Raw genomic sequence first — 26,412 nt, 5'->3', positions numbered from 1 at the left:
CTGTTGATCGGGCCCGGCAGCGCCGGGCCAGGGGTCGGTCCGCGAGGGATCAGGCCTCGTCGAGGGCGCCGGGCTTGTGCACCGCGGTGCGCCCGCTCTTGTCGCTGCGGACCTCGTACTGCGGGTCGTCCTCGCTGGCGCGCACGGTGCGGCCGGAGGCCTCGGTGTCGGAGGTGATCTTCTTCTCCACCGTGCCCTCGGTCTTCGACCCGTGGCTCTTCCAGGCGACGTGGTCGCCCTTCTCGAAGTCGTCAGCCATCGCCTTCCCCTCCGTCGGACGGTGCTGGTCCTGCCGGTGCCCGCAGCGCGCTGCGGGCACACATCGGGGCCCGATCGCCTGTCCGCCTAGGCTCGGACGACGTGACCACCGCGAACGACGCCGCCCTCGTGGACGGCCTGCGCCCGGTCGACGTCCTGACCGTCGTAGCGGTCACCGACGTCACCCCCTCGGTCCGCCGCGTGACGCTGTCGGGGACGCCGGAGGCCGTGGCGGCCGCCGGGCCCACGGTGAACCTGCTGGTGCCGCGGGTGGACGACGCCGCACCCCGCTGGCCGCTCCTCCAGCGCGACGGTCGCGTGGTGTGGCCCGACGGCAGCCACGGGGTGGCGCTGCGCAGCTACACCGCCCGCCGACAGGACCCGGCCGCCGGTGAGGTGGACATCGACTTCGTCCTGCACGGCGACGGCCCGGCCGCCACCTGGGCGGCCGCGGCACACCCCGGCGCCCTGCTCGGCGTCGCCGGCGCCGCCTCGCTCGCCGAGCGCCCGGCCCGGTGGCTGCTCCTGGCCGCGGACGAGACGGCGCTGCCCGCGGTGAGCCGCATCCTCGCCGCCGCGCCGGCCGGCACCACCGGGGTCGCCTACCTCGAGGTGGCCGGCCCGGAGGAGGAACAGCAGCTGGCCGCCCCGGCCGGGGTCGAGCTGCGCTGGCTGCACCGGGGGGCCACCCCGCCCGGTGAGGGCACGCTGCTCGTCGACGCCGTGGCCTCGCTGGAGCGGCCCGCGGGCGACGACGTGTTCGCCTGGGTGGGCGCCGAGTCGGCTGCCGTGCGCGCCATCCGGGCCGACCTGCGCGGGCGCTGGGGGTTGGGCCGGGCCCAGCACCACGCGATCGGGTACTGGCGGCGCGGGCGCGCCATGGCCCCCGCGGGCTGAACCGCTCCCAGCTGGTTCACAGGTAGCGTCCAGAACCACCGCAGCCGGCGCGCCCACCCTGGGTGCATGTCGACGGCACCGGCGCACGCCCCCGGAGGAACGATGTCCGGCACCCAGCCCACCGGGCGCACGGCCCCCGAGGCCCGCCTGCTCGTGGTGGACGACGAGCCGAACATCCGCGAGCTGCTGTCGGCGAGCCTCCGGTACGCGGGCTTCGAGGTGGCCACCGCCGCGGACGGCCAGCAGGCTCTCGCGCTGGCCGCCTCGTTCCGACCCGACCTGCTGGTGCTCGACGTGATGATGCCCGGGCTCGACGGCTTCGGCGTCGTCCGGCGCCTGCGGGAGAGCGGCCGGCACACCCCGGTGCTCTTCCTCACCGCACGGGACGCCGCGGAGGACAAGGTCTCCGGTCTGACCCTGGGCGGCGACGACTACGTGACCAAGCCGTTCAGCCTGGACGAGGTGGTGGCGCGCATCCGCGCCGTGCTGCGGCGCACCGCCGGCGCCCAGCGCGGCGCCGAGGCCCCGCGGCTGACGTTCGCGGACATCGAGCTGGACGAGGAGAGCCACGAGGTCATCAAGGCCGGCGAGGTCATCAGCCTCTCCCCCACCGAGTTCAAGCTGCTGCGCTACCTGATGGCCAACGCCGGGCGGGTGCTCTCCAAGGCGCAGATCCTCGACCACGTGTGGAACTACGACTTCAACGGCGAGGCCAACGTCGTCGAGTCCTACATCTCCTACCTGCGCCGCAAGATCGACACGACCGAGCCGCGCCTGCTGCACACCATCCGGGGAGTCGGGTACACGCTGCGGCTGCCGCGGGGCGCATGACCGCTCCTCCCGCGCCGGTGCGAGGCCCGCGCGTCCCGCTCCGGGTCACCCTCGTCGCTCTGATGGTGGCGCTGCTGAGCGCCGCCCTGCTGGTGACCGGTCTGGCCACGACCTCGCTGCTGCGCGACTACCTCCAGGACCAGCGGGACGCCGAGCTCCGCCTCTTCATCGACTACAACCTGCGACCCGAGGTGGCCGCCGCCTGCCGCCAGGCCGGCGAGCCCGCCCCGAACCCCTTCTTCGTCGCGTGCCTCGCGCCGGACGGTGAGGAGCCGGTGGTCCTGGGCGAGCCCCAGGGGCCCCGCGGGGACGACGGGCCCGAGCTGGACGGCGAGGCGGTGGAGCGCCTCCGGGCGGACAGCCGCCCCTTCACGGTCTGGGTCGACGGCGAGCGGTGGCGGATGACCTCGGGCGAGCTGCCCGGCGGTTACACCCTGGTCGTCGGCGACGACCTCGCGGGTGTGGACCGGGCCATCTCGCGGCTGGTGCGGATCGAGCTGGTCGTCGGGCTCGCCCTCCTGGTGCTGCTGGGCGCCGCCGGCTACGTGCTGGTGCGCAACAGCCTGCGCCCGCTGGTCGACGTCGAGCGCACGGCCGCCGCCATCGCCGCGGGCGACCTCTCCCGGCGCGTCCCCGTCGGCGACGAGCGCACCGAGGTGGGGCGGCTCTCGACGGCGCTCAACGGCATGCTCGCCCGCATCGAGGCCGCCTTCCGCGCCCAGCAGGCATCGGAGGAGCAGGCGCGCGGGTCCGAGCACCGCATGCGCCGGTTCGTCGCCGACGCCAGCCACGAGCTGCGCACCCCGCTGACCTCCATCCGCGGCTTCGCCGAGCTGTACCGCCAGGGCGCCGTCCGCTCGGAAGAGGACGTCGCCCGGCTCATGCAGCGCATCGAGGCCGAGGGCGGACGCATGGGCCTCCTCGTCGAGGACCTGCTGCTCCTCGCGCGCATGGACCAGCAGCGGCCGCTGTCCGTGGCACCGGTCGACCTCGCGGCGGTGGCCGGCGACGCGGTGCACGACGCCCGCGCCGTCCAGCCGGACCGGCCGATCAGCCTGCACCTGGACGAGTCGCTCACGGACGTGCCGGTCGTGCTCGGCGACGAGAGCCGGCTGCGCCAGGTGGTCGGGAACCTGGTCACCAACGCGCTCACCCACACGCCGCCGTCCACCCGGGTGCAGGTCTCCGTGGCCGAGGCCCCCGACGACCCGGACGCGCTGCTGCTGCGCGTCGCCGACGAGGGCCCGGGCATGGCACAGGCCGACGCGGAGCGCGCGTTCGAGCGGTTCTACCGGGCGGACGCCTCGCGCACCCGCGCCGCCGGTGGCACCGGGCTGGGGCTCTCCATCGTCGCCTCGCTGGCCGCCGCGCACGGCGGGTCGGCGTCGCTGGAGACCGCCCCGGGTCGGGGGCTCGCGGTGACCGTGCGGCTGCCGCGGAGCGGGCCGCCCGGGGGTGGCGCACCGGCCGCCTGAGCCCCTTGCGACCATCGCCCGGTGACGACGAACGACGGCACCCCGGAGCCCGGGGCCCCCTACGACGCCGAGCTCATGGTGGCCTCCACCGATCTCGGGGCCGCGCTGCGCGAGCTGATCGAGGCCTCGGTGCTCACCACCGCCCCGGCGGCGGAGGTGGCCGCGGCCGCCGAGCAGGTGCGCCGGGCCACCGCGGCGATCGGCGCCTCGCGGCGCCCCGCCACCCAGCTCCCGGCGCTGGACGACCCCTCGGTCGGCCGCCGCGTCTTCAACCCGGTCGTCGGCATCGGCAACGCCCTGGCCCCGCCGCTCGTGGTGCGCCGGGAGGAGGGCGGCGTGGTCGCCGAGGTCACCCTGGGCGTCGCGTACGAGGGCCCGCCCAGCTACGTGCACGGCGGGATGAGCGCCCTCTTCATGGACCAGTTGCTGGGCAGCGCGGCCGGTGCGGCGGGGCTGTGGGGCATGACCGCGCACCTGGAGCTCGACTACCGCGGCCCGCTGCCGCTGGAGACCCCGCTGGTGATGCGCGCCCGGGTGGAGAGCAACGAGGGTCGCAAGTCGGTGATCGTCGGCACGATCGCGCTGGCGGCCGACCCCGGACGCCCGCTGGTCGAGGCCCGCGGCATCTTCGTCATGCCCCGCCCGGAGAAGGTCCAGGCCTACTTCGGCACCATCACCGATGCCGCGGGCCGGCACACCCCGCCCCGCCGGCCCGGCGACGCCACCTCCGTCCAGTGGAGCTGACCCACGACGGCGACGTCGCCGTCGCCGTGGCCGCCGCACGAGCCGCCGCCGCCGCGCTCCTGCCCCTGCGCGCGGGCGGCCCGGAGGGGCGCGCCCTGGGCGACGCCGGGGACGCCGCCGCGCAACGGGCGATCCTCGGCGTGCTCACCGACGCCCGCCCGGAGGACGCCGTGTTCAGCGAGGAGGCGGTGGACGACGCCCGCCGGCTGACCGCCGACCGGGTGTGGATCGTCGACCCGCTCGACGGCACCCGCGAGTACTCCGACCCCGCCCGCACCGACTGGGCGGTGCACGTCGCCCTCTGGGCAGGGGGCGACCTGGTGGCCGCCGCGGTGGCCCTGCCGGCGTTGGACGAGGTGCACGTCACCGATCCGGCCCCCGCGCTGCCGCCCCGCCCGGACGGACCGGTCCGCATCGCCGTCAGCCGCACCCGCCCCCCGGCCGAGGCTCAGGCCGTCGCGGCTGCACTGGGTGGCGAGCTGGTGCCGCTCGGCTCCGCGGGCTACAAGACCCTCGCGGTCGTGCGGGGGGAGGTCGACGCCTACGTCCACGGCGGGGGCATGTACCAGTGGGACTCCGCCGCACCTGTCGCCGTGGCCCGCGCCGCGGGGCTGGTGACCTGCCGGCTGGACGGGTCGCCGCTGGTCTACAACGACCCCGAACCCTCGCTGCCGGAGCTGGTGGTCGTCCGCCCGGAGCTGGCGCACGAGGTCCTGGCTGCGGTCGCCGCGGCCCGATAGCGGACACTGGGCGGGAATCCGCACCGACCCGATCGGGTTGCGCCGGTCGCCGACCCGATCCCTACCCCGTGGAGCATGCGCGCGTGACGACGCCCGACTACCGGCTCAGCCAGCTGGAGACGCTGGAGGCCGAGTCCATCCACGTCATCCGTGAGGTGGTGGCCGAGCTCGAGCGGCCCGTGCTGCTGTTCTCCGGCGGCAAGGACTCCATCGTGATGCTGGAGCTGGCCCGCAAGGCGTTCGCGCCCGCCCGCATCCCGTTCCCCGTCATGCACGTGGACACGGGGCTGAACTTCCCCGAGGTGCTGGCCTTCCGCGACAAGCGGGTCGCGGAGCTCGACGTCCAGCTCGTGGTGGCCTCGGTGCCCGACGCGATCGCGGCCGGGACGGTGAAGGAGGAGCCCAACGGCTCCCGCAACCGCATCCAGACCCCCGTGCTGCTCGACGCGGTCGAGGAGCACGGCTTCACCGCGCTGTTCGGCGGCGCCCGCCGCGACGAGGACAAGGCCCGCGCCAAGGAACGGGTGTTCTCCTTCCGCGACGAGTTCGGCCAGTGGGACCCGAAGAACCAGCGCCCCGAGCTCTGGGACCTCTACAACGGCCGGATCCACCTGGGTGAGTCCATCCGCGTCTTCCCGCTGTCGAACTGGACCGAGCTGGACATCTGGCAGTACATCCTCCGCGAGGGGATCGCCATCCCCCCGCTCTACCTCGCCCAGGAGCGGGACGTGGTCGAGCGCCAGGGGATGCTCTACGCGGTGAACGAGTTCATCACCCCGCGCGAGGGCGAGCAGGTGCAGCGGCGCAGCGTCCGCTACCGCACGGTCGGCGACGCCAACCTGACCGCCGCCGTCCCCTCCACCGCCACCACGGTCGAGGAGGTCATCGCCGAGATCGCGGTGACCCGCATGACCGAGCGCGGGGCCACCCGCGGGGACGACAAGGTGAGCGACGCCGCCATGGAGGACCGCAAGAAGGAGGGCTACTTCTGATGCCCGCGGTCCTCGCGCCGGCGGCGCAGGTGGCCCACCACGCCGCGCACCACGACGGCGAGCAGGAGCAGCCCCGTCAGCCAGCCGGCGACCTCCGGCGCCCCGCCCGGTCGCGCGCCGAGCAGCCCGCACACCCAGTCCGCCACGGCGAAGCCGACGACGTACCCCCCTACCACGACCAGCAGCCCCGGTACGGCGAGCAACACGAACACCCGCTGCCTCCCCGGTCGACGGACACCAGCGTCCGCCACGCCGCCGCCCCGCGCCAGGAGACCGCCCGATGACCGACGCCCCCGTCGACGTCCACTCGGCCGCCGCCGAGGCGGCCGCCGAGATCGCCACCGCCCGCAAGGACATCCTGCGCATCGCCACCGCGGGCTCGGTGGACGACGGCAAGAGCACGCTGATCGGCCGCCTGCTGTACGACAGCAAGGCCGTGTTCGAGGACCAGTACGAGGCGGTCGAGCGCGCCAGCAAGGGCGACTACGTCGACCTCGCGCTGCTCACCGACGGCCTGCGCGCCGAGCGCGAGCAGGGCATCACCATCGACGTCGCCTACCGGTACTTCGCCACCCCGCGGCGGACGTTCATCCTGGCCGACACCCCGGGCCACGTGCAGTACACGCGGAACATGGTCACCGGCGCCTCGACGGCGGACCTGGCGATCGTCCTCGTCGACGCCCGCAAGGGCATGGTCGAGCAGAGCCGGCGGCACGCCTTCCTCGCCTCTCTGCTGCGGGTGCCGCACCTGGTCGTCGCCGTCAACAAGATGGACCTGGTCGACTGGTCGGAGGAGACGTACGAGGCGATCCGCGACGAGTTCACGGCCTTCGCCGCCAAGCTCGACGTCCCCGACCTCACCGTGGTGCCGATCTCGGCGCTGCACGGGGACAACGTGGTGCGCCGGTCGGAGAACACGCCCTGGTACCAGGGCCCCTCGCTGCTGCACCACCTCGAGCACGTGCACGTGGCCAGCGACCGCAACCTGATCGACGTGCGCTTCCCGGTGCAGTACGTCATCCGGCCGCAGTCCGACGCGCACCACGACTACCGCGGCTACGCCGGGACGGTCGCCAGCGGCGTGCTGCGCCCCGGCGACGAGGTCCAGGTGCTGCCCAGCGGCCTGACGACGACGATCGCCGGCATCGACGGGCCCCGCGGCCCGGTCGGGGAGGCGTTCGCGCCGATGTCGGTGACCGTCCGGCTGGCCGACGACCTCGACGTCTCGCGCGGCGACCTGATCTGCCGGCCGGCGAACGCCCCGCACGTGACCCAGGACCTCGACGCGCTGGTGTGCTGGATGACCGACGAGCCGCTGCGTCCCCGCCAGCGGCTGGCCGTCAAGCACACGACCCGGTCGGTGCGGGCGGTGGTCAAGGAGTTGCAGTACCGGCTGGACGTGAACACCCTGCACCGCGAGCAGGAGGCGACAGAGCTCGGCCTGAACGACATCGGCCGGGTGCGGCTGCGCACCACCCAGCCGCTGTTCGTGGACGAGTACTCCCGCAACCGGGTGACCGGCCGCTTCATCCTCGTCGACGAGGCCACCAACGCCACCGTCGGCGCAGGCATGCTGGTCCCCGGCAGCTGATGGAGCACCCCTTCCCCCCACCCCTCGCAGGCTCGGGGCGGTGCCCGGAAGGGGGCCACGCCCCGTCAGCGCAGCGTGACCGGGACGCGCTCGAAGCCGCGCAGGGTCTGCAGGTCGCGGCGCACCGGGCGGCCGGCCACGCGCAGGCCCGGGAAGCGCTCGCCGAGCACCTCCAGGCCCACCGCGCCCTCCAGCCGGGCCAGCCCGGCCCCCAGGCAGTAGTGGATCCCACCGGAGAAGGCCAGGTGCTCGCGCGCGTTGGCCCGCGTGACGTCGAAGCGCGCCGGGTCGGGGAAGACGTCTGGGTCGCGGTTCGCCGCACCCAGCAGCAGCGTGACCCGCATGCCGGCGGCCACCCGCCGCCCGGCGAGCTCGACGTCCGCGCGCGCCGTCCGGCCGGTCACCTGCACCGGGCTGTCCAGCCGCAGCACCTCCTCGACGGCGTCGTCCCAGCCCGCGTCACCGCCGCGGAGGGCCGCCCACTGGTCGCGGTGCGCGTCCAGCAGCACGACGGCGTTGCCGAGCAGGTTGACCGTGGTCTCGAAGCCCGCGCCCAGGAGCAGCAGCACGGTGGCGTGCAGCTCCCGATCGGTGAGGGCCTCGTCGGGCGGCAGGGTCACCAGCCTGCTGACCAGGTCCTCGTCCGGTTCCCGGCGCAGCCGCTCGAAGTGCTCGCCGAGGAAGCGGTGCATGGCCCGCAGTGCCCGCTCGGCGGCCAGGAAGCGACCCAGCGGGAGTCCGGGGTCGAGGGTGGCGGCCGCCGCCGCGCCCCAGCGGAGGAACTCCACGCGGCGCTCGACGGGGACGCCCAGGAGCTCGGCGATGACCAGCACCGGTAGCTGCGCCGCGTAGGCCTCGACGAGGTCCACGACGCCGTCCCGGCGCTCGAGGTCGTCCAGCAGCCGCTCGGCGGTGCGCCGGATCGCCGGCTCGAACGCCGCCGTCGCCCGCGGGGTGAAGGCGCGGCTGACCAGCCGGCGGAACCGGGTGTGGTCGGGCGGGTCGACGACGAGCATGGACGGCGGCTCGGCGACCCCGGCCGTGGCCGGGTCGTCGCCGAACTCCAGCGCCCAGCGGACCGGCCGGGGCGCCGCCGCGCGATCCCAGCCCACACCGAAGCGCTCGCTGCGCAGCACCTCCTGGGCCACGGGGTGCGACGTCGTGACCAGCCCCAGGCTGCTGCCCGTGAGCGGTCCCCGGGCGCGGAGCTCCTCGTACAGCCCGTAGGGGTGCTCGCGGAGCGCGGGGTCGCGCATCAGCCGGCCGACGGCATCGCCCCGGCGGGCGCTGCGGGCGAGGTACAGGGCGGGCAGGCCGTGGCGGACCACCCAGCGGGCCGCGGTGCGGGCGGGCCGGGTCAGCAGCTCTCCTGTGGCGCTCACCACCGCAGTGTGCCCGGGTCGGACGCGGCACCGCCCCCGGCCCGGGATCGGGGCGGGGGCGGTGCGGGGCGTCGGTGGCGCTCAGGCCTCGTCGCTGGGGGCGGGTGCGGACCCCGGGTCACCGTCCCAGTCCTTGCCGGCGACGTCGGCGTTCTCCGACGCGCTGTCGGTCTGGCTCGCCACGGTCTCGATCATCTCCTCGTCGGAGACGTCCTCACCGGCGGCGTGGGTGTTCGGATCGCTCATCGCGCAGTCCCTTCCTTCGGCTGGCTTCCTCCTCGCCCGTCCCCGATCGGCGACTGCGGCAAACCAGCCGGCGCGTCACAGCCGGGGGGGACGCAGCTCGAACCACACGCGCTTGCCGTCGCGGTGGTCCTCGCACCCCCACCGGTCGGCGAGCACCTCCACCATGAGCATCCCCCGGCCCCGGCGGCGGTCCGGGGAGAACGGCTGCACCGCCGGACGGATGGGGGAGCAGTCCACGACGGCGAGCCGCAGCCAGTCCTCCGAGAGGGTCGCCTCCACGGTCAGGCAGGCGGTGCCGTCCACGTGGTCCACGGCGTTGGCGACGAGCTCGGTCACCAGCAGGGCGGCGTCCTCGTGGTCCTGGCGGGCGCCCCAGGAGATCAGCAGCTCGCGGACCAGCCGACGGGCCGCCGGCACGCTCGCGGCGACCGGCGGGAGGTCGAGGCTGGCGCTGAGCGTGGACACGGTGCGTTCCGTTCTGCCGGCGGGCGGGGAGACGGCCTGGTCGCCCGGTACCGGCATCATCGGCAGACCGGAGCGGGAACTAAACCGTTGCGCACAACCTGCCATGCGCAAGCCTGAGGTGCAACGCCCCTTGCCCCCCACGCGGGTTGTGTGCAATACATGTCCGGCTACTGTTCCCCCGACCCCCGCCGAGCCCGTGAGGAGCAGCGATGAGCGGCCCGCACGGCACGCCGGACGAACCGGCCGCGGTGGCGCTGGAGCGCCTCATCGCCTGCATCGACGCCTCCCTCGCCGAGCTGGAGCACGCCCGGGGCCGGGCCGACCTGCTGCTGGGCGAGCGCCGCGCCGGCCGGTCGTGGCTGGAACTGGTCACCGAGGAGTCCGGCCCGCTGGTGGTGGAGAGCATCTCCACCGTGCTCGCAACGCTGGCCACCGCCGGCCACGCCTTCCGGCGGGAGGAGGCGGCGGCCCTGCAGCGCGAGCAGGTCAGCATCAACCGGATCGCCGCCCTCTTCGGCGTCACCCGCCAGCGCATCTCGGCCCTGCTGAAGGAGCACGCGCCGGGCACGGGGGCCTAGACCCCGATCGCGTCGATCGCCTTGTAGATGCGCTGCTCGGACACCGGCCGGGGCGTGCCCACGTTCTGGGCGAACAGCCCCACGCGCAACTCCTCGATCATCCAGCGGACCCGGATGACCGGGTCATCGGGCGCCCCGGTCGGCGGGACCTCCCTCCGGAGCTGCTCGTACTCCGCCGTCACCGCGGCCACCTGCTGCATCGACAGCTCGTCGCGCACCGCGTTGGCCGGCAGCTTCTCCAGCCGGTGCGCCATCGCGGTGAGGTACCGGACGAGGTCGGGCAACCGGCGGCGGCCGGTGGCGGCGACGAAACCGCGGTGCAGCAGCCCGGTCATCTGCCGCCGCAGGTCGGCCACCGCCGCCTCGGGCACCCGGCGGGCGGGCGCGGCGCCGATCGCCCCGGCCACCTCGCGCGCTCGGGTCAGCACGGCCTCGACGCGCCCGACCGTGTCCGTGGTGAGCCGGTGCAGCTGCCCCTTCGCCGAGACGACGAGGGCGTCGAAGGCCGCCGCATCGCGGGGCGGCCCCCCGGCGGCGGCGATCAGCTCGTCGGCGGCCGCGTCCACGCAGTCGGCGACCAGGTCGGGGATCTCGCCGTCCGGGTTGAACTGCAGGGCCAGCCGGGTCGCCGGGCCCAGCCCCTTGACCACCTGCTTGACCGGCGAGCCGGCGGCCAGGACCAGGAGCCGCCGGGTGCCGCGCCAGGTCAGCCGCACCGCCTCGGCCTCGGTCGGGACGACGCGGATCCCCACCGTCGTCCCCTCGTCCACCAGCGCCGGGTAGGCCGTGACGACGTGGTCGCCGCGGCGCACCTCCACGGTGCGGGGCAGCTTGCCGAACTCCCAGGACGTGCACCCGGTGCGCTCGAGGTCCGAGGCCGCCCGCGCCAGGCTGGCCCGGGCCTGCGGCGCCACCTGCGCCTTGAGCGCGGCGAGGTCCTTCCCGGTGGCCAGGGGTCGGTGCTGGTCGTCGAGCACCCGGAACGTGGCGCGCAGGTGGTCGGGCACCTGGCCGGGCTGCCACGCGTCGGGCGGGACCACCACACCGGCGGCCCGGCGCAGCTCGCGCTCCAGCGCCGGCAGCAGCGGCTCCCCCGGGTCGATCCCGGGCAGCACCGCCCGAACCCGGTCGGGGATGGGCACGAGCGCCCGGCGCAGGCCCTTGGGCAGGGTGCGCAGCAGCGCCGTCACCAGCTCCTCGCGGAGGCCCGGCACGGTGAAGGCCAGCGACTCCCCGGACGTGCGCTGCACGACCGAGTCCAGCACACCCAGCGGCACGTCGACGGTCACGCCGTCCTCGGCGCTCCCGGGGGCGAACGCGTAGGACAGGGGCAGGGTGAGCGGCGCCGTCAGCCCACCACCCAGCCGCACCTCGTCCGGGAAGTCCTCCGGGCGCACCTGCGCCGCCGCGGCGGTGTTGGTCAGCATCTCCGGCGTGAAGGTGAGCAGGTCGGGCTCCTCGTGCCGCGCCCGCTTCCACCACTTGTCGAAGTGCCGGGTGGAGACGACCTCCGCCGGTATCCGTGCGTCGTACAGCTCGAACAGCGTGTCGTCGTCGACGCCGATGTCGCGCCGGCGGGCGCGCTCCTCGAGCTCGGCGACCCGCTCGATCGCCCGCTGGTTCTCCGCCCAGAAGCGGTGGTGCGTCGTCCACTCGCCCTGCACCAGCGCGTGCCGGATGAACAGCTCCCGGGAGACGACGGGGTCGATGGAGCCGTACTGCACGCGGCGGCCGACGACGAGCGGCAACCCGTAGAGGGTCACCCGCTCGGTGGCGACGACGGAGCCCCGCCTGGCGTCCCACCGCGGCTCGGAGTACTGGCGCTTGACCAGGTGGTCAGCGAGCTTCTCCACCGTCTCCGGGTCGATGCGCGCGACCGTGCGGGCGAACAGCCGGCTGGTCTCGACCAGCTCGGCGGCCACCACCCAGCGGGGGGGCTTCCTGGCCAGCGGCGTCCCGGGGGCGATGACGAAACGGGTGTTCCGGGTGCCGAGGTACTCGCGTCCCGGTCGCCCCGGCTTGCCGTCGCGACCCTTGACCGGCTCGGCCTGCATCCCGACGTGGGAGAGCAGCCCGGCCAGCAGCGCGGCGGTGATGCCGCGCTCGTCCGGCTCGGTCGCCGGGCCGGGCAACGCCATGCCCAGCCGCCGGGCGGCGCCGCGCAGCTGCCCGTGCAGGTCCTGCCACTCGCGGATGCGCAGGTAGTGCAGGAACTCCCGCTTGACGGTGCGGCGGAACTGGTTGCCGCTCAGGGCCTCCTGCTGCTCCCCGAGGTAGCGCCACAGGTTGAGCAGCGCCAGGAAGTCGGAGTGCTCGTCGGCGAACCGGGCGTGCATCTGGTCGGCGGCCTGCTGGTGCTCGGTCGGCCGCTCGCGCGGGTCCTGGATGGTGAGGCCGGCCGCGATGACCAGCACCTCCTCCAGCACGCCGCGCCGGTCCGCCTCGACGACCATGCGGGCGATGCGGGGGTCGAGCGGCAGCGCGGCCAGCGACCGACCGGTCGCCGTCAGCGCGCCGTCCTCGTCGAGCGCGTGGAGCTCCTCGAGCAGCGCGAGCCCGTCGGCGACGGCCCGCCGGTCCGGCGGGTCGACGAACGGGAACTCCTCGACCGCGCCCAGGTCGAGCGCGGCCATCTGCAGCAGCACGGACGCGAGGTTGGTCCGGAGGATCTCCGGGTCGGTGAACTCGGGGCGGGACTCGTAGTCGGCCTCGGTGTAGAGGCGGATCGCGATCCCCGGGCCGAGCCGGCCGCAGCGGCCCGAGCGCTGCCGGGCCGAGGCCTGGCTCACCGGCTCGATCGGCAGCCGCTGGACCTTGGTGCGATGGCTGTACCGCGAGATCCGCGCGGTGCCGGGGTCGATCACGTAGCGGATGCCCGGCACCGTCAACGAGGTCTCGGCGACGTTGGTGGCCAGCACGATGCGCCGTCCGGTGTGCGGGGCGAAGACCTTGTGCTGGTCGGCGGCCGACAGGCGCGAGTACAGCGGGACGATCTCGGTGTAGGGCAGCGCCCGCTCGACGAGCGCGTCCTGCGTGTCCCGGATCTCCCGCTCGCCGGCGAGGAAGACCAGGATGTCACCGGGCCCCTCCGCGACCAGCTCGTCGACGGCCTCGAGGATCGCGGTGACCTGGTCGCGGTCCTCGTCGGAGTCCGGCTCGTCCGGGTCGATGACCGGGCGGTAGCGGACCTCGACCGGGTACGTGCGCCCGCTGACCTCCACGACCGGCGCGTCCCCGAAGTGCCGGGCCACCCGCTCGACGTCGATGGTCGCCGAGGTGATGACCACCTTCAGGTCCGGACGCCGCGGCAGGATCTGCGCCAGGTAACCCAGCAGGAAGTCGATGTTGAGGCTCCGTTCGTGGGCCTCGTCGATGATGATCGTGTCGTACTGGCGCAGCAGCCGGTCGTGCGCGATCTCGGCCAGCAGGACGCCGTCGGTCATGAGCTTGACCAGGGTCGCGTCCGACACCTGGTCGTTGAAGCGCATCTTGTAGCCGACCGTCTCGCCCAGGGGCGTGCCCAGCTCCTCGGCGATCCGCTCGGCGACGCTGCGCGCGGCGATCCGCCGGGGCTGGGTGTGCCCGATGCGGCCCCGCACACCCCGCCCGAGCTCGAGGGCGATCTTGGGCAGCTGGGTGGTCTTGCCCGACCCGGTCTCCCCGGCGACGACCACGACCTGCGCGTCCCGGAGGGCGGCGGCGATGTCGTCGCGCCGCGCGCTGACCGGCAGGTCCTCCGGGTAGGAGATCGCCGGCACGGCCGCCCGGCGCCGGGCGATCCGCTCCTCGGCCGCGGCGACGTCGGCGGAGATGCGCTCGCGCTGCTGCTCGCGCGCCCGCGCGTCCCTGGTGCGGCGGAGCCCGTCGAGCCGTCGGCGCAGCCGGTGCTCGTCGATGATCGCGAGCGCCGGCAGCCGCTCCCGCAGATCGTCGGTGGGGGCGCTCACGGTGGGGCTCGCGTTCCTCTCGGCAGAAGGATGGCGCCGGAGGCCCGGCCTCCCCAGGATCGCACTGACCCGGTGGAGGCGGTCGGGCCCCGGCCCGCACTGGATGCGTGTACCTTGCAACTCGTTGCTTGCTCCTTGCAACGGACATGCCCCTACACCCCTTCCCGGAGGTGCTGTGCCCCGGCCCGATCGGCTCTCCGAGGTCCGCACCCTCTCCGAGCAGCTCCCCCGCTTCATGCGGGTGGTGCACGCCCTGAAGAACCAGCTGCCTGCGCCGGAGACCCGTGACCGCGCGGCGCTCGTGCTGCTGTTCCCCCTCGTGCGGGAAGGCCCGCTGCGCCAGGGAGCCCTCGCCGAGCTCGTGCACGCCGACCCCTCGACGGTCAGCCGGCACGTCGCCGGGCTGGTCGAGCAAGGGCTGGTGCGCCGCGTCGCCGACGAGAGCGACGGGCGCGCCAGCCGCCTCGTCGTCACCGACGCCGGCCGCGCGGCCGTGGACGCGCTGCACCGGGAGCGGACCGCGCACCTCGAGCGGGTGACCGCCGGCTGGGACGCGGACGCCCTGGCCACCTTCACCACCCTCTTCGGCCGCCTGATCGACGACATCGCGGCCGACCTGCCCGGAGCCGCCGAGAACGCGGCCACCTCCGGCACCGAACCAGCGAGAGAGACCCGATGAGCCAGACCACCCGCACCACCGCGGCCGCGCGCCGCGATGCCCGCGCGGCTGCCGCCGCGCCTGATGCCGGCGGCGCGTTCAGCCACCGGCAGATCGTCACGATCCTGGTCGGCCTGATGGTCGCGATGTTCCTCGCCGCGCTGGACCAGACCGTGGTCGCGACCGCGATCCGCACGATCGCGGACGACCTGCAGGGCTACGACCTGCAGGCCTGGGCGACGACGGCCTTCCTGATCACGTCGACGATCGCCACGCCGCTCTACGGCAAGCTCTCCGACATCTACGGCCGGCGGCCGTTCTACCTGTTCGCGATCGCGATCTTCGTCGTCGGCTCGGCGCTCTGCGGCATCGCCGACACCATGTACCAGCTGGCCGCGTTCCGGGCGGTCCAGGGCATCGGCGCCGGTGGTCTGATGTCCCTGGCGCTGGCCATCATCGGCGACATCGTCCCGCCCCGGGAGCGGTCGCGGTACCAGGGCTACTTCATGGCCGTCTTCGGCACCTCCAGCGTGCTGGGCCCGGTCATCGGCGGGTTCTTCGCCGGCCAGGGCTCGCTGCTCGGCGTCGACGGCTGGCGCTGGATCTTCTGGATCAACGTGCCGCTGGGCGTGGCCGCCTTCCTCGCCGTGTGGCGGGTGCTGCACCTGCCGCACGAGAGGCGCCCGCACCGGATCGACTGGCCGGGCGCGCTCGCGTTGATGACGTTCCTCGTCCCGCTGCTCGTCGTCGCCGAGCAGGGCCGCATCTGGGGCTGGGCCTCCTCCGGCGCGCTCACCTGCTACGTCATCGGCGCCGTCGGGTTCGTCCTGTTCGTCCTGGCCGAGCGCGCCTACCGGGACGACGCGCTGCTTCCGCTGCGGCTGTTCCGCAACCGCAGCTTCGCCGTCAGCGGGATCGGCTCGGTCGTCATGGGCGCCGGGATGTTCGGCGGGCTGCTGCTGCTCCCGCAGTACCTGCAGATCGTCCAGGGCTCCAGCGCGACCGTGGCCGGGCTGCAGATGATCCCGCTCGTCGCCGGCATCATGGTCGGTGCGATGAGCTCGGGCATCGCCATCTCGAAGACCGGCAGGTACAAGGTCTTCCCGCTGGTCGGCATCGCCCTCATGGTGACGGCGCTGCTGGCGATGTCGGCCCTGGTCGACGCCGACACCTCGGTCTGGACGCTCGTGCCGTTCATGGTCCTGCTCGGGCTCGGGCTGGGCTTCAACTTCCAGCCGGTGATCCTCGCCGTGCAGAACGCCGTCTCCCCGCGGGAGATGGGCGTGGCCACCTCGTCGGTGACCTTCTTCCGGCAGATGGGCGGCACCCTCGGGACGGCGGCGTTCCTGTCGGTCCTGTTCACCCGGCTGCCGCAGGACATCGACGCCGCCGTCGAGGACACCGTGCGGGCGAACCCGGAGCTGGCCCCGCAGTTCCAGCAGCTCGCCGCCGCCGGCGGGAGCGCCCTCGACGACACCTCGTTCATCCAGGAGCTGCCGGCCGCGCTGGCCGAGCCGTTCAAGGTGGGTTTCTCGACCTCGATCGACCTGGTGTTCCTGATCGCCGCCGGCGTCGTGGCGGTCGGGTTCTTCGTCTTCCTGTTCCTCCCCCAGCTCGCGCTGAGCAACCAGTCGGGCATCCAGGCCCGGCAGGGGGAGACGGCCGGGACGGCGACCACAGATCCCCGCGACCCGGCCGAGGAGGCCACCGAGGCCGTGGGCGCGGCCGCTCCCACCTCGGTCCCGCCGCCGGTGGGGCAGCCGGGCGACCGGCCCGACGCCCCGCGCTGACACCCCGGCGCGCACCGTCGCACGGCACGTGGCGGCGCGGGGCCGGACGCCTCCCGCCGCCACGCACGACCGGGTTCAGCGCAGGACGGGGACGGCACCTGATCGCGGTGGTCGTCCGGAGGACGACGGTGTCACGACGTCACGGCTGGAAGACCGCCCGCACGCAGCCCTCGTCCTTGTCCTTGAACAGCTGGTAACCCCGCGGCGCCTCGGTGAGCGGCATGACGTGGGTGGCCAGGTGCTCGGTGACCAGCTCGCCGCTCTCCATGCGGCGCAGCAGCTCCGGGATGTAGCGCTGGGCGTGCACCTGGGCGCCACGGATCGTGAGGCCCTTGTTCATGGCCGCGCCCAGCGGGAACTTGTCCACCATCGCGGCGAACACGCCCAGGGTGAAGACCGAGCCACCCTTGCGGCAGGCCATGACGGCCTCGCGGACGGCGGTCGGCCGGTCGGTCTGCAGCCGCAGCTGCTGCTTCACCTGGTCGTAGATGCCGGGTGTGCCGGGCGCGTGCGCCTCCATGCCGACGGCCTCGATGCAGACGTCCGGCCCACGACCACCGGTGCGCTCGCGCAGCTCGGCGATGACGTCCGTGGTGGTGTAGTCCACGGCCTCCGCACCGACGTGCTCGCGGACCTGCGCCAGCCGCTCCGGCACCCGGTCGACCACCACGACCTGCTCGGCGCCGAGCAGCATCGCCGCGCGGGCTGCCATCTGCCCCACGCCTCCGGCGCCCCAGACCGCGACGACGTCCCCGGGCTTCGTGCCGGCCAGGTCGGCGCCCATCCACCCCGTCGAGGCGGCGTCGGAGGCGAACAGCGCCCGGGTGTCCGAGATCGACTCCGGGACGACGAACGTGCCGACGTCGGCATAGGGCACGCGCATGTACTCGGCGTGGCTCCCCGCGTAGCCGCCCATGGCGTGGGAGTAGCCGAAGCACCCGCCGGGGCTCTGACCCCACAGCCCCTCGGTGATGCCCGGGTTCGCGTTGCCGTTGTCGCAGAGGGAGTAGAGCTCCTGCTTGCAGTACCAGCAGGCGCCGCAGGCCGCGAACGGTGCGACGACGACGCGGTCGCCGACCTTCCGGTCGCGGACCTCTTTGCCCACCTCGACGACCTCGCCGATGAACTCGTGGCCCATGACGTCGCCCGCACGCATGAACGGGATGTAGCCACCGACGAGGTGCAGGTCGGAGCCGCAGGTGACCGACTGGCGGATCTTCAGGATCACGTCGCGGTCGTTGAGGATCGTCGGCTCGGGGACGTCCTCGACCGCGATCTCGTTGACGCCCGCCCAGGTCGCCGCCTTCACAGCACTCCCTCCTTCGGTGCCTCGCGGGTCATGCCCTCCAGCGCCGCGCCCTGCGGTGTCGGCTTCCGGACGCCGTGCGGCTGCGGTTCCACGCGCAGCACCTCCCCCACCTCCAGCAGTTGCTTGGCCTCGCGCAGCGCGGCCCTGAGCTCGCCGATCTCCGCCTCCGACGGGGTCCCGAGGAAGCGGGCCGACAGCTCGGTGCCCCGGTCGCCCGGCGCGGCCTCGGTGCGCACCTCGATGCGGTCGCCGAACCGGTCCAGCGGCGGCGGCAGCGCGCCGACCTCCTCCGCGGTGCGCAGCACGGTGACCGCCCGCCACCTGCGGGCGGCGGTGGCCGGGTCGTCGGTGACCGACGCCTGGCCGACTCCGGGCAGGCGCACGTGCTGCAGGGTGCTCAGCAGCGCACCCCCCGCGCGGCTGACGATGGCGGGTAGCTCCACGGCGTGCTCCTCGGGTCGGCTGCGGGCGCTCCCGCCCTACCCCCTCCGGGCCGCCGGGCAACCGGCCTAGTGTGAAGTGGTTCGCACCTCGTCGCCGTACCCGCGCCTGGAGACCCCGTGCCGTCGTCGTCGCTGATCCTGTCCCGCCGTGACCTGGACTTCCTGCTCAACGAGTGGCTCGACGTCGAGTCGCTGACGAAGCGCGCGCGGTTCACCGAGCACTCGCGGGAGACCTTCGACGCGGTGCTCGACCTCGCCGAGCAGATCGCCACCGAGCACTTCGCCCCGCACAACCGGAAGGCCGACGAGAACGAGCCGCGCTTCGTCGACGGCAAGGTCGAGCTGATCCCGGAGGTCGCCGAGGCGCTGCGGGTGTTCGCCGAGGCGGGCCTGATGGCCGGCGAGTTCGACGAGGAGTTCGGCGGCATGCAGCTGCCGCACGTCGTCGGGCAGGCCGTCTTCGCCTGGTTCAAGGCCGCCAACGTGGGCACCTCGGCCTACCCGTTCCTGACCATGGGCAACGCCCGCCTGCTGCTGGCGCACGGCAGCCGGGAGCAGATCGACACCTACGTCGCCCCCGAGATCGAGGGCCGCTGGTTCGGCACCATGGCGCTGTCGGAGCCGCAGGCCGGTTCCTCGCTCGCCGACATCACCACCAAGGCGGTGCCTCAGGACGACGGCACCTACCGGCTCAGCGGCAACAAGATGTGGATCTCCGGCGGCGACCACGAGCTGACCGAGAACATCGTCCACCTCGTGCTGGCCAAGATCCCCGGCGGCCCGCCCGGGGTGAAGGGCATCTCGCTGTTCATCGTCCCCAAGTTCCTGGTGAACCCCGACGGCTCGCTCGGCGAGCGCAACGACGTCGTCCTGGCCGGGCTGAACCACAAGATGGGCTACCGGGGGACGACGAACACGCTGCTCAACTTCGGCGAGGGCGTGCACACGCCCGGTGGGCAGCCTGGCGCCGTCGGCTACCTGGTGGGCGAGCAGCACAAGGGGCTCACCTACATGTTCCACATGATGAACGAGGCCCGGATCGGCGTCGGGATGGGCGCGACGGTGCTGGGCTACACCGGCTACCTGCACGCGCTGGAGTACGCACGCACCCGCACCCAGGGCCGCCCGGCCGGCGCCAAGGACCCCGCCTCCCCGATGGTGCCGATCGTCGAGCACCCCGACGTCCGCCGGATGCTGCTGGCCGCGAAGACCTACGCCGAGGGCGGTCTGGCACTCGGCCTGTACTGCGCCCGCCTGGTCGACGAGGAGCAGACGGCCGAGGCCGCCGAGGACAGGGCGAGAGCGCACCTCCTGCTGGACATGCTGACCCCGATCGCCAAGGCCTGGCCCTCGCAGTGGGGGCTGGCCGCCAACGACCTGGCCATCCAGGTGCACGGCGGCTACGGCTACACCCGCGACTACCCCGTGGAGCAGTTCTACCGGGACAACCGCCTCAACCCGATCCACGAGGGCACGCAGGGCATCCAGTCGCTGGACCTGCTCGGCCGCAAGGTGGTCATGCAAGGGGGCGCCGGGCTCGCGCTGCTGGGCGAGGCGATCGGTGCGACGACCGCCCGCGCCGCGGGGACGCAGTGGGAGGGCTTCGCCACCGACCTCGACGCCGCGGTCGCCCGGATGGGTGCGGTCACGGCGACCCTCTGGGGCACCGGCGACCCGGACCTCGCCCTGGCCAACTCGCACGTCTACCTCGAGGCCGCGGGGCACGTCGTCGTCGGCTGGCTGTGGCTCGAGCAGGCGCTGGCCGCCGAGGCCGGCAGCACCGACTTCCACGAGGGGAAGCGCGCCGCGGCCCGGTACTTCTGGCGCTGGGAGCTGCCCCGCACGCGGGCCTGGTTCGACCTGCTCGAGTCCCTGGACCGCACGGTGCTCGACGCCCGCGACGCCTGGCTCTGAGACGACGACGCCCCGCCGTCCGGACGGGCGGCGGGGCGCGGTCGGGGTGCTGCACTCAGGCGGCGCGCGCGGCTCCCACGGTCTCGGAACCGGCGGGGCGCGCCTTCGCGGCGCGGGTGGCTGCGCGCTGCTCCTGCTCGTACCGGGCGGTGGACTGCGTGCCCATCGCGATGACCAGGGCCGTCAGGACCAGGAACCCCAGCAGGGTCACGGCCGGCCACAACATCATCAGATCTCTCTCCTCGCAGAACTCGCGGATGCCGCCGCCGGGTCAGGGGCGGCGGCACGTCGTCGGGCCTCACTGTCCCCCGTTCGCCGCTGTCTCAATCGTCGGTTCCGGGAGTTCACCTGAGGGGGTGTGACACGTTGCACAGCCGTTCCCGCTGCTGAGCGGGGCGGTGCGGCGTGGTTGCATCAGGACGTGCCCGACGCCACAGCAGCCCCCGGGGCCGGTGCGGCTCGCGGCACCCGCCCGGTGGCCCTGGTCGTGGCGCTCTCCCTCGGTGTCACCACCCTCTCGCTGCTGCAGAGCCTGGTCGTCCCGGCGCTCGGGCGGATCGAGGAGCAGCTCGGCGTCTCGCCCGGCGCGGCCGGCTGGGTGCTCACCGCGAACCTGCTGGCCGCTGCGGTCCTCACCCCGGTGCTGGGCCGGCTCGGCGACCTGAGAGGCGCCCGCCCGGTCATCCTCGGCATCCTCGTCGCGGTCGCGCTGGGCACGCTCCTGATCGTCCTCACGGAGTCCCTGCCGCTGCTGCTGGCCGGACGCGTCCTGCAGGGCGCGTCCTACGGCCTGTTCCCGCTGTCGATCAGCGTGCTGCGCCGCGAGCTCCCCGAGGAGCGGCTCAGCGTGGCGATGTCTGTGGTGAGCAGCACGCTCGCCGTCGGCGGCGTCGTCGGCCTCGTCGCCACCGGGCTGCTCACCGGGGACGGCGGGGACTACCGGCACGCCTTCTGGCTGGGGCTGGCCATCACCCTGCTGGCCTTGGTGCTCGCCGCCTGGCTGCTCCCCCGCCGCCCGGTCTCCGCCCGCGGGCGCATCGACTGGTGGGGTGCGCTGGTGCTGGGCCTGGGTCTGGTGCTCCTGCTGCTGCCGCTCTCCCAGGGGCCCACCTGGGGCTGGGTCTCCCCGGGCACGATCGGCTGCGCCGCCGGCGCGGTCGCCGTGCTCGCGGGGTGGGTCCTCCTGCAGCGGCGGACCGCCGAGCCGCTGGTGCGGCCGGCGATGCTCACCGACCGGCGCACCGTCGTGCCCAACGTGGCCGGCGTCATGAGCGGGATCGCGCTCTTCGCCTCCTTCCTCGCCGTCCTGCAGTACGTGCAGGCCGACCCCGCCGTCACCGGGTACGGGTTCGACGCGAGCGTGCTGGAGGCTGCGGTGGTCTACCTGCTCCCCGGCGGGGTGGTGGGCATCCTGCTCGCCCCGTTCGCGGGCCGGGTCGTCGGCCGGGTGGGCGGCCTGCCGACGCTCACCGCGGGGGCGCTGTCCGGGGTGGCGGGCTTCGGGCTGCTCGCCGGGGCGCGCGGGGAGCCGTGGCTGGTCGTCGCGGCCGGCCTGCTCACCCAGGTGTCGGTCACGGTGGCGTACGCGGCCCTGCCCGCGCTCGTCGTCGGCGCCGTCCGGGAGGACGAGACGGGTGTGGCGAACGCGGTGAACTCGATCGCCCGCTCGGTGGGCCAGGCGCTGGGCAGCACGCTCGCGGTCACGCTGATCGCGGGCAGCCTCGACCCGGCCACCGGCCTGCCCCGGGCCCTGGCCTTCACGCTGGTCGCGCTCATCGGGGTCGGCGCCTCGGCCGTCGTCGTGCTGGTGGCCCTGATCGGGGTGCGCGGCGACCGGCGCAGCGGCCACCACCGGCGGCACGACCCGCTCGCGGAGGTGGAGGAGGCCACCGCCGGTGCGGGCGAGTGGTCGCCCGTCTCGGGCGTGCGCTGACGCGATCGGGACCGGTGCTGCACAACCGTTACCGGCGCGTCCGGCATGGAACGACTCCGTCCGGGGCATCGAGAGGCGCGACCGCCCTCGTCCCTGGAGGACCCCCACATGGCTCGACCCACCGGCTCGTCCAGCCGCACGAAGGCTGAGACGCGCTTCACCGACAACCGCGCCGGCGGCGATCCTGCGCCGCACGACGACAACGTCAGCGGCACGCGGGCCGACTACGCGCCCACCGGCGCCGACCCCCAGCCCACGACGGGCGGCACGATCAAGCGCACGCTCAAGGAGTTCAGCGAGGACGACCTCACCGACTGGGCTGCCGCGCTCACCTACTACGGCGTCCTGGCGCTGTTCCCGGCGCTGACCGCCCTGGCGGCCATCGTGGGGCTCTTCACCGACCCCGAGGAGCTCACCACCGCGCTGACAGCGGTGGTGCCCCAGTCCGCGGCGGAGACCCTGAACCCCGTCATCGAGGACGTCGCCGGACAGAGCGCGCCGCTGGGCTTCGCCCTCGTGCTCGGTCTCCTCGGCGCCCTGTGGACCGCCTCGGGCTACGTCGGCGCCTTCACCCGGGCCGCGAACGTCGTCTACGAGACGCGCGAAGGCCGGAAGTTCTACAAGCTCAAGCCGCTGCAGATCCTGATCACCCTGGTCGGCATCCTGTTCGCGGCGCTGATCGTGGCCATGCTCGTGCTCAGCGGCCCGGTGGTCGACGCGATCGGGCAGGCCATGGGCCTCGGCGAGACCGTGCTGACCGTCTGGAGCTGGGCCAAGTGGCCGGTCATCCTGGTCATCCTGGCGCTGATGATCGCGGTGCTCTACTACTCGACGCCGAACGCCAAGCTGCGCGGCTTCAAGTTCGTGAGCCCCGGTGCGGGCGTCGCCATCCTCGTGGCGGTCGTCGCCTCCGCCGCCTTCGCCTTCTACGTGGCGAACTTCGGCAGCTACAACGCCACCTACGGGGCGCTCGCCGGCGTGGTGATCTTCCTGATCTGGTTCTGGCTGATCAACCTGTCGCTGCTGTTCGGCATCGAGCTCGACGCCGAGGTGGAGCGCACCAAGGAGCTGAAGGACGGCGTGCCGCGGGCCGAGAAGGAGATCCAGCTCGACGCCCGCGACGAGCCCCAGGACAAGCAGACGACCTGAGGCACCGCGCCCGCGGACGTCGACGGCCCCTCCCGCTGCGGGAGGGGGCCGTCGCGCGCGGGGGCCCGGCCGACCGCGGCTCCGGGCCCTCGGCGGCGTCAGCGGCTGGTGGGCGGCCGGTCCCCGCGGCGCGAGAGCGGCACCCTCTCGACCACTCCCGCGACGGCGGCGAGCCCCTTGCTCACCGCCCGCCCGGCCGGGACGAACCGGTCCGGCGCGCGGCGCACCCCGGCGTCGACGACGTCCCGGGTGCGGTCGATCAGCGAGAGCGGGAGACCGGACAGCGCGTTGCCCGGTGGGCGCCGGGAGACGGTGGGGTGGGCCCGGGTGGGCGAGATGCGCGCCATCAGCGCCCAGCGCCGGCCCAGCGCCCGCAGCTCCTCGGGGCTCAGCCGCTCCTGGAGCCGGGGCAGCATCACGTCCTCCTCGTCCCGGACGTCCTCCCGCAGCACCTCGACCAGCCGGCGCAGCCGCTCCGGGCGCCCGGGGTCGTCGAGGCCGCCGCGCTCGAGGGCGCTGACCAGCTCGTTGACCTCCTGGTGCTCCTCCTCCACCTGCAGCGTCAGCGCGTCTCCGTCGGGCAGCACCCGGCGGATGACCGGCCAGAGCACCGTCTCCTCGGCGAAGGCGTGGCTGAACACCAGGCGGTCGATGCGGGTGAGCACCTCCTCCTGCGCGGCGCCCTCGGCGCCGTCGAGCTCCTGCAGGAGCCGGTCGAGCTCCTGGTGGTCGCGGCGCTGGCGGGCGAGCACGCTGCCCGGCCCGCCCAGCTCCTCGATGGTCTGGTCGGCGATGGATCTGGTCACGGGGTTCCTCCGGTCGGTCGGTGGTGGTTCCGTGCCCGGGGCACCGGGGCCGCATGCCTGGTTGCCCCCACCGCCCCCGGGTAGGTGCAGGCCACCGATCCCCACCCAGGAGGCCGTACCGCGATGAGCGACCCGTCGACGATCACGTCGGACTTCTACGACCTCGAGGCGCTGCTCGACGAGGACGACCGGGCCCTGCTGCACCGGGTGCGCGCCTTCATGGACGAGCAGGTCACGCCGATCATCAACGAGTACTGGACCCGCGCGGAGTTCCCCCGCCAGCTCATCCCCGCCATGGCCGAGCTCGGCATCGCCGGCACCGCGATCCAGGGCCACGGCTGCCCCGGCCGGTCCTCGCTCGTCGACGGCATGATCGCCATGGAGCTGTCCAAGGGCGACCCGTCGATCTCCACGTTCATGGGCGTGCACGGCGGCCTGGCGATGGGGTCGATCGACCTCTGCGGCTCCGAGGAGCAGAAGGAGCGCTGGCTGCCGGCGATGGCGCGCATGGAGCTGATCGGCGCGTTCGGGCTGACCGAGCCCGACCACGGCTCCGACGTCGCCCGGGGGCTGCGCACCACCGCCCGCCGGGACGGCGACTCGTGGGTGCTCGACGGCGAGAAGAAGTGGATCGGCAACGCCAGCTTCGCCGACCTGGTCATCATCTGGGCGCGGGACGTGGAGACCGACCGCGTGCTCGGGTTCGTCGTCGAGCAGGGGACGCCGGGGTTCACCACCGTCGACCTGCAGGACAAGATCGCGCTGCGGGCCGTGCAGAACGCGCACATCATCCTGGAGGGCGTGCGGGTGCCGGAGGAGAACCGGCTGCAGGAGGCGCACAGCTTCCGGGAGACGGCGAACGTGCTGCGGGCGACCCGCGCCGGTGTGGCGTGGTCGGCGGTCGGGTGCTCGCGCGGGGCCTACGAGCACGCGCTGCGCTACGCCCTGGGGCGCGAGCAGTTCGGGCAGCGCATCACCGAGTTCCAGCTCGTCCAGGACCTGCTGGTGCGGATGCTCGGCAACATCACGGCCTCGGCGGCGATGTGCGCCCGCCTCTCGCAGCTGCAGATGGCCGGCACCATGACCGACGAGCACGCGTCGCTGGCCAAGGCGTTCTGCACCATGCGCATGCGGGAGACCGTCGGCTGGGCCCGCGAGCTCATGGGCGGGAACGGCATCCTGCTGGAGAACCACGTGGGCCGCTACGTCGCCGACGCCGAGGCGATCTACTCCTACGAGGGCACCCGCGAGGTGAACACCCTCATCGTCGGCCGTGGGGTGACCGGGACGAGCGCCATCGTCTGACGGCGGCCCTACTGGGCGTCCCACCAGGCCCGCGCGGCCTCGGCGGGCGTGCGACCGTCGAACTCGACCGCCCGGTTGAGCTCGACCAGGTCGCCGGTGGTCAGCCGCGCGCTCGCGCCGTCGAGGGCCTCGCGCAACGGCTCGCCCCACCGGTCGAGCACCTCCGACCGCACCATCGGCACCACGTTCTCCCGCGGCTGCAACCCGCGGTCGTCGGCCAGCGGGACCACCGGCGCGGTGGCCAGCCGCGCGTCCGTCGTCTCCAGCATGCCGACCTGCACCTGGCCGGACAGCAGCGCCTCGAGCGTCGCCGCCCGCGACGGCATGCTGGTCACGGTCCCGAACCGCAGCCCGTAGACCTGCTCCAGGCCGAGCAGGCAGAACGGCCGCTCCGGGCACTCCGGCGGCCCGCCGAAGGCCAGGTCGCCGGCGAGCGGCGCCAGGTCGGACAGCCGGCTCACCCCGTGCTCGGCGGCGAACTCCTCGGTGACGACGAAGCCGTTCTGGTCCTCCGCCGCGGCCGGGGTCAGGACGTCCACCCCGCGCCCGCCCATCGTGCGCGAGAGGACGGCGTGCATCTGCCCCGGCTCCTCGGGCGGGCGGGGGAACCGCGGGCGCGCGAACGAGAGCGCCGTCCCGAGGTAGTCGACGACGACGTCCACCACGCCCTGCTGCAGCGCGGGGGACACCACCTCCCGGGTGCCGATGCCGTGCTGGACCGAGACCGGCAGGCCGCGGCGGCGGGCGGCCTCGGCGTAGACCTCGACGAGGATCTGGTTCTCGGGGAAGTCGTAGGAGGCGAACCGGATCACGTCCGGGTCCGGCGGCGGGGGCTCCGCACGGGTGCAGCCCAGTACGGCGGCGAGCGCCAGCAGCACAGCTACGAGGGCCCGGCCAGCGCGCAGGGCAGCCACCTCCCGCCGCTCCCGGCCGCGCGCCGCCGACCTCCGGTGGCGATC

The 26,412-nt window shown here is 74.1% G+C and carries 25 protein-coding genes; 14 read left to right on the top strand and 11 right to left on the bottom strand.

The genetic code is table 11. The features are described 5' to 3' along the window. Nucleotides 1-49 precede the first annotated feature (49 nt). Nucleotides 50-259, bottom strand: coding sequence for a hypervirulence associated TUDOR domain-containing protein (locus ACI79W_RS00900; RefSeq protein WP_236827776.1), 210 nt, complete (start codon nucleotides 257-259; stop codon nucleotides 50-52). A gap of 101 nt (nucleotides 260-360) precedes the next feature. Here ACI79W_RS00900 and ACI79W_RS00895 point away from each other — a divergent pair, with 101 nt between their 5' ends. The 6 genes from ACI79W_RS00895 to cysD all read left to right on the top strand — a co-directional run bounded on the left by ACI79W_RS00895 (nucleotide 361) and on the right by cysD (nucleotide 5,937). Beyond that, on the top strand, nucleotides 361-1,155 hold the full coding sequence (locus ACI79W_RS00895; RefSeq protein WP_456560204.1) for a siderophore-interacting protein: 795 nt from the start codon (nucleotides 361-363) through the stop codon (nucleotides 1,153-1,155). A gap of 102 nt (nucleotides 1,156-1,257) precedes the next feature. Next, nucleotides 1,258-1,986 carry a response regulator transcription factor gene (locus ACI79W_RS00890; protein ID WP_456560203.1) on the top strand — a complete coding sequence of 243 codons (729 nt, stop codon included), beginning with the start codon at nucleotides 1,258-1,260 and terminating at the stop codon, nucleotides 1,984-1,986. 62 nt (nucleotides 1,987-2,048) lie between these two features. Continuing rightward, nucleotides 2,049-3,461 carry a sensor histidine kinase gene (locus tag ACI79W_RS00885; protein WP_456560202.1) on the top strand — a complete coding sequence of 471 codons (1,413 nt, stop codon included), beginning with the start codon at nucleotides 2,049-2,051 and terminating at the stop codon, nucleotides 3,459-3,461. 21 nt (nucleotides 3,462-3,482) lie between these two features. Further along, a complete protein-coding gene (locus tag ACI79W_RS00880) occupies nucleotides 3,483-4,205 on the top strand; it encodes a PaaI family thioesterase (protein WP_456560201.1) in 723 nt (240 codons plus the stop codon). Then, a complete protein-coding gene (locus ACI79W_RS00875; protein ID WP_456560200.1) occupies nucleotides 4,196-4,945 on the top strand; it encodes an inositol monophosphatase family protein in 750 nt (249 codons plus the stop codon). The genes ACI79W_RS00880 and ACI79W_RS00875 overlap by 10 nt, the downstream gene beginning before the upstream one ends. Nucleotides 4,946-5,028: 83 nt before the next feature. Then, the gene (gene cysD / locus ACI79W_RS00870) at nucleotides 5,029-5,937 is read left to right on the top strand and encodes a sulfate adenylyltransferase subunit CysD (protein ID WP_456560199.1); all 909 of its coding nucleotides are present in this window, start codon (nucleotides 5,029-5,031) and stop codon (nucleotides 5,935-5,937) included. Here the strand turns inward: cysD and ACI79W_RS00865 are convergent. Beyond that, on the bottom strand, nucleotides 5,928-6,149 hold the full coding sequence (locus ACI79W_RS00865) for a hypothetical protein (protein WP_456560198.1): 222 nt from the start codon (nucleotides 6,147-6,149) through the stop codon (nucleotides 5,928-5,930). The genes cysD and ACI79W_RS00865 overlap by 10 nt on opposite strands. A gap of 68 nt (nucleotides 6,150-6,217) precedes the next feature. On the opposite strand from ACI79W_RS00865, the gene ACI79W_RS00860 reads away from it, so the two are divergent. After that, nucleotides 6,218-7,528: a sulfate adenylyltransferase subunit 1 gene (locus ACI79W_RS00860; protein ID WP_456560197.1), complete on the top strand. Its 1,311-nt coding sequence runs from the start codon at nucleotides 6,218-6,220 to the stop codon at nucleotides 7,526-7,528. A 65-nt stretch (nucleotides 7,529-7,593) separates the two neighbouring features. On the opposite strand, the gene ACI79W_RS00855 is transcribed toward ACI79W_RS00860, so the two are convergent. From ACI79W_RS00855 to ACI79W_RS00845, 3 genes are all read right to left on the bottom strand, one after another. Continuing rightward, nucleotides 7,594-8,910 carry a cytochrome P450 gene (locus ACI79W_RS00855; RefSeq protein WP_456560196.1) on the bottom strand — a complete coding sequence of 439 codons (1,317 nt, stop codon included), beginning with the start codon at nucleotides 8,908-8,910 and terminating at the stop codon, nucleotides 7,594-7,596. Between the two features lie 81 nt (nucleotides 8,911-8,991). Then, entirely contained in the window at nucleotides 8,992-9,156 is a 165-nt protein-coding gene (locus tag ACI79W_RS00850; RefSeq protein ID WP_456560195.1) for a hypothetical protein, read from the bottom strand. 75 nt (nucleotides 9,157-9,231) lie between these two features. After that, nucleotides 9,232-9,621 carry an ATP-binding protein gene (locus ACI79W_RS00845; protein WP_456560194.1) on the bottom strand — a complete coding sequence of 130 codons (390 nt, stop codon included), beginning with the start codon at nucleotides 9,619-9,621 and terminating at the stop codon, nucleotides 9,232-9,234. Nucleotides 9,622-9,830: 209 nt separating this feature from the next. Here ACI79W_RS00845 and ACI79W_RS00840 point away from each other — a divergent pair, with 209 nt between their 5' ends. Then, nucleotides 9,831-10,199, top strand: a complete 369-nt coding sequence (locus ACI79W_RS00840) for a hypothetical protein (RefSeq protein WP_456560193.1) — start codon at nucleotides 9,831-9,833, stop codon at nucleotides 10,197-10,199. Here the strand turns inward: ACI79W_RS00840 and hrpA are convergent. Then, nucleotides 10,196-14,146 carry an ATP-dependent RNA helicase HrpA gene (gene hrpA / locus ACI79W_RS00835; RefSeq protein ID WP_456560192.1) on the bottom strand — a complete coding sequence of 1,317 codons (3,951 nt, stop codon included), beginning with the start codon at nucleotides 14,144-14,146 and terminating at the stop codon, nucleotides 10,196-10,198. The two genes, ACI79W_RS00840 and hrpA, sit on opposite strands and share 4 nt — an antisense overlap. 175 nt (nucleotides 14,147-14,321) lie before the next feature. Here hrpA and ACI79W_RS00830 point away from each other — a divergent pair, with 175 nt between their 5' ends. Beyond that, nucleotides 14,322-14,825 (top strand): MarR family winged helix-turn-helix transcriptional regulator, encoded by a 504-nt coding sequence (locus tag ACI79W_RS00830; RefSeq protein WP_456560191.1) that lies wholly within the window; start codon nucleotides 14,322-14,324, stop codon nucleotides 14,823-14,825. Further along, complete coding sequence (locus tag ACI79W_RS00825) at nucleotides 14,822-16,594, top strand: MDR family MFS transporter (RefSeq protein WP_456560190.1); 1,773 nt, start codon at nucleotides 14,822-14,824, stop codon at nucleotides 16,592-16,594. Before ACI79W_RS00830 ends, ACI79W_RS00825 begins: the two co-directional genes overlap by 4 nt. A 139-nt stretch (nucleotides 16,595-16,733) precedes the next feature. Here the strand turns inward: ACI79W_RS00825 and ACI79W_RS00820 are convergent, their stop codons facing one another. Next, nucleotides 16,734-17,903 (bottom strand): zinc-dependent alcohol dehydrogenase, encoded by a 1,170-nt coding sequence (locus ACI79W_RS00820; protein ID WP_456560189.1) that lies wholly within the window; start codon nucleotides 17,901-17,903, stop codon nucleotides 16,734-16,736. After that, entirely contained in the window at nucleotides 17,900-18,346 is a 447-nt protein-coding gene (locus tag ACI79W_RS00815; RefSeq protein ID WP_456560188.1) for a hypothetical protein, read from the bottom strand. Before ACI79W_RS00815 ends, ACI79W_RS00820 begins: the two co-directional genes overlap by 4 nt. Nucleotides 18,347-18,463: 117 nt before the next feature. Here ACI79W_RS00815 and ACI79W_RS00810 point away from each other — a divergent pair, with 117 nt between their 5' ends. Beyond that, nucleotides 18,464-20,260 (top strand): acyl-CoA dehydrogenase, encoded by a 1,797-nt coding sequence (locus tag ACI79W_RS00810; protein ID WP_456560187.1) that lies wholly within the window; start codon nucleotides 18,464-18,466, stop codon nucleotides 20,258-20,260. Between the two features lie 55 nt (nucleotides 20,261-20,315). Here ACI79W_RS00810 and ACI79W_RS00805 read toward each other — a convergent pair whose 3' ends face one another. Beyond that, nucleotides 20,316-20,489 carry a hypothetical protein gene (locus ACI79W_RS00805; protein ID WP_456560186.1) on the bottom strand — a complete coding sequence of 58 codons (174 nt, stop codon included), beginning with the start codon at nucleotides 20,487-20,489 and terminating at the stop codon, nucleotides 20,316-20,318. A gap of 192 nt (nucleotides 20,490-20,681) precedes the next feature. Here ACI79W_RS00805 and ACI79W_RS00800 point away from each other — a divergent pair, with 192 nt between their 5' ends. Together ACI79W_RS00800 and ACI79W_RS00795 are read left to right on the top strand one after the other, a co-directional pair. Continuing rightward, complete coding sequence (locus ACI79W_RS00800) at nucleotides 20,682-22,193, top strand: MFS transporter (RefSeq protein ID WP_456560185.1); 1,512 nt, start codon at nucleotides 20,682-20,684, stop codon at nucleotides 22,191-22,193. Between the two features lie 108 nt (nucleotides 22,194-22,301). After that, nucleotides 22,302-23,342 carry a YihY/virulence factor BrkB family protein gene (locus ACI79W_RS00795; protein WP_456560184.1) on the top strand — a complete coding sequence of 347 codons (1,041 nt, stop codon included), beginning with the start codon at nucleotides 22,302-22,304 and terminating at the stop codon, nucleotides 23,340-23,342. 98 nt (nucleotides 23,343-23,440) lie between these two features. On the opposite strand, the gene ACI79W_RS00790 is transcribed toward ACI79W_RS00795, so the two are convergent. Beyond that, nucleotides 23,441-24,148 carry a hemerythrin domain-containing protein gene (locus tag ACI79W_RS00790; protein WP_456560183.1) on the bottom strand — a complete coding sequence of 236 codons (708 nt, stop codon included), beginning with the start codon at nucleotides 24,146-24,148 and terminating at the stop codon, nucleotides 23,441-23,443. 123 nt (nucleotides 24,149-24,271) lie between these two features. Between ACI79W_RS00790 and ACI79W_RS00785 the strand changes: the two genes are divergently transcribed. Next, a complete protein-coding gene (locus tag ACI79W_RS00785) occupies nucleotides 24,272-25,453 on the top strand; it encodes an acyl-CoA dehydrogenase family protein (protein ID WP_456560182.1) in 1,182 nt (393 codons plus the stop codon). A gap of 8 nt (nucleotides 25,454-25,461) precedes the next feature. Here the strand turns inward: ACI79W_RS00785 and ACI79W_RS00780 are convergent, their stop codons facing one another. Beyond that, nucleotides 25,462-26,367: an ABC transporter substrate-binding protein gene (locus tag ACI79W_RS00780; RefSeq protein WP_456560181.1), complete on the bottom strand. Its 906-nt coding sequence runs from the start codon at nucleotides 26,365-26,367 to the stop codon at nucleotides 25,462-25,464. Between the last annotated feature and the right edge of the window lie 45 nt (nucleotides 26,368-26,412).

Source organism: Blastococcus sp. SYSU DS0533, assembly GCF_054050775.1.
Note: the sequence above shows the minus strand (reverse complement) of the source record. Positions and strands in the feature narration are given on the sequence as shown.

Coding starts and splice junctions, on each gene's coding strand:
- ACI79W_RS00900 (WP_236827776.1), bottom strand. CDS start 259: ATGGCTGACGACTTCGAGAAGGGCGACCACGTCGCCTGGAAGAGCCAC.
- ACI79W_RS00890 (WP_456560203.1), top strand. CDS start 1,258: ATGTCCGGCACCCAGCCCACCGGGCGCACGGCCCCCGAGGCCCGCCTG.
- ACI79W_RS00885 (WP_456560202.1), top strand. CDS start 2,049: ATGGTGGCGCTGCTGAGCGCCGCCCTGCTGGTGACCGGTCTGGCCACG.
- ACI79W_RS00860 (WP_456560197.1), top strand. CDS start 6,218: ATGACCGACGCCCCCGTCGACGTCCACTCGGCCGCCGCCGAGGCGGCC.
- ACI79W_RS00850 (WP_456560195.1), bottom strand. CDS start 9,156: ATGAGCGATCCGAACACCCACGCCGCCGGTGAGGACGTCTCCGACGAG.
- ACI79W_RS00840 (WP_456560193.1), top strand. CDS start 9,831: ATGAGCGGCCCGCACGGCACGCCGGACGAACCGGCCGCGGTGGCGCTG.
- ACI79W_RS00825 (WP_456560190.1), top strand. CDS start 14,822: ATGAGCCAGACCACCCGCACCACCGCGGCCGCGCGCCGCGATGCCCGC.
- ACI79W_RS00805 (WP_456560186.1), bottom strand. CDS start 20,489: ATGATGTTGTGGCCGGCCGTGACCCTGCTGGGGTTCCTGGTCCTGACG.
- ACI79W_RS00795 (WP_456560184.1), top strand. CDS start 22,302: ATGGCTCGACCCACCGGCTCGTCCAGCCGCACGAAGGCTGAGACGCGC.
- ACI79W_RS00785 (WP_456560182.1), top strand. CDS start 24,272: ATGAGCGACCCGTCGACGATCACGTCGGACTTCTACGACCTCGAGGCG.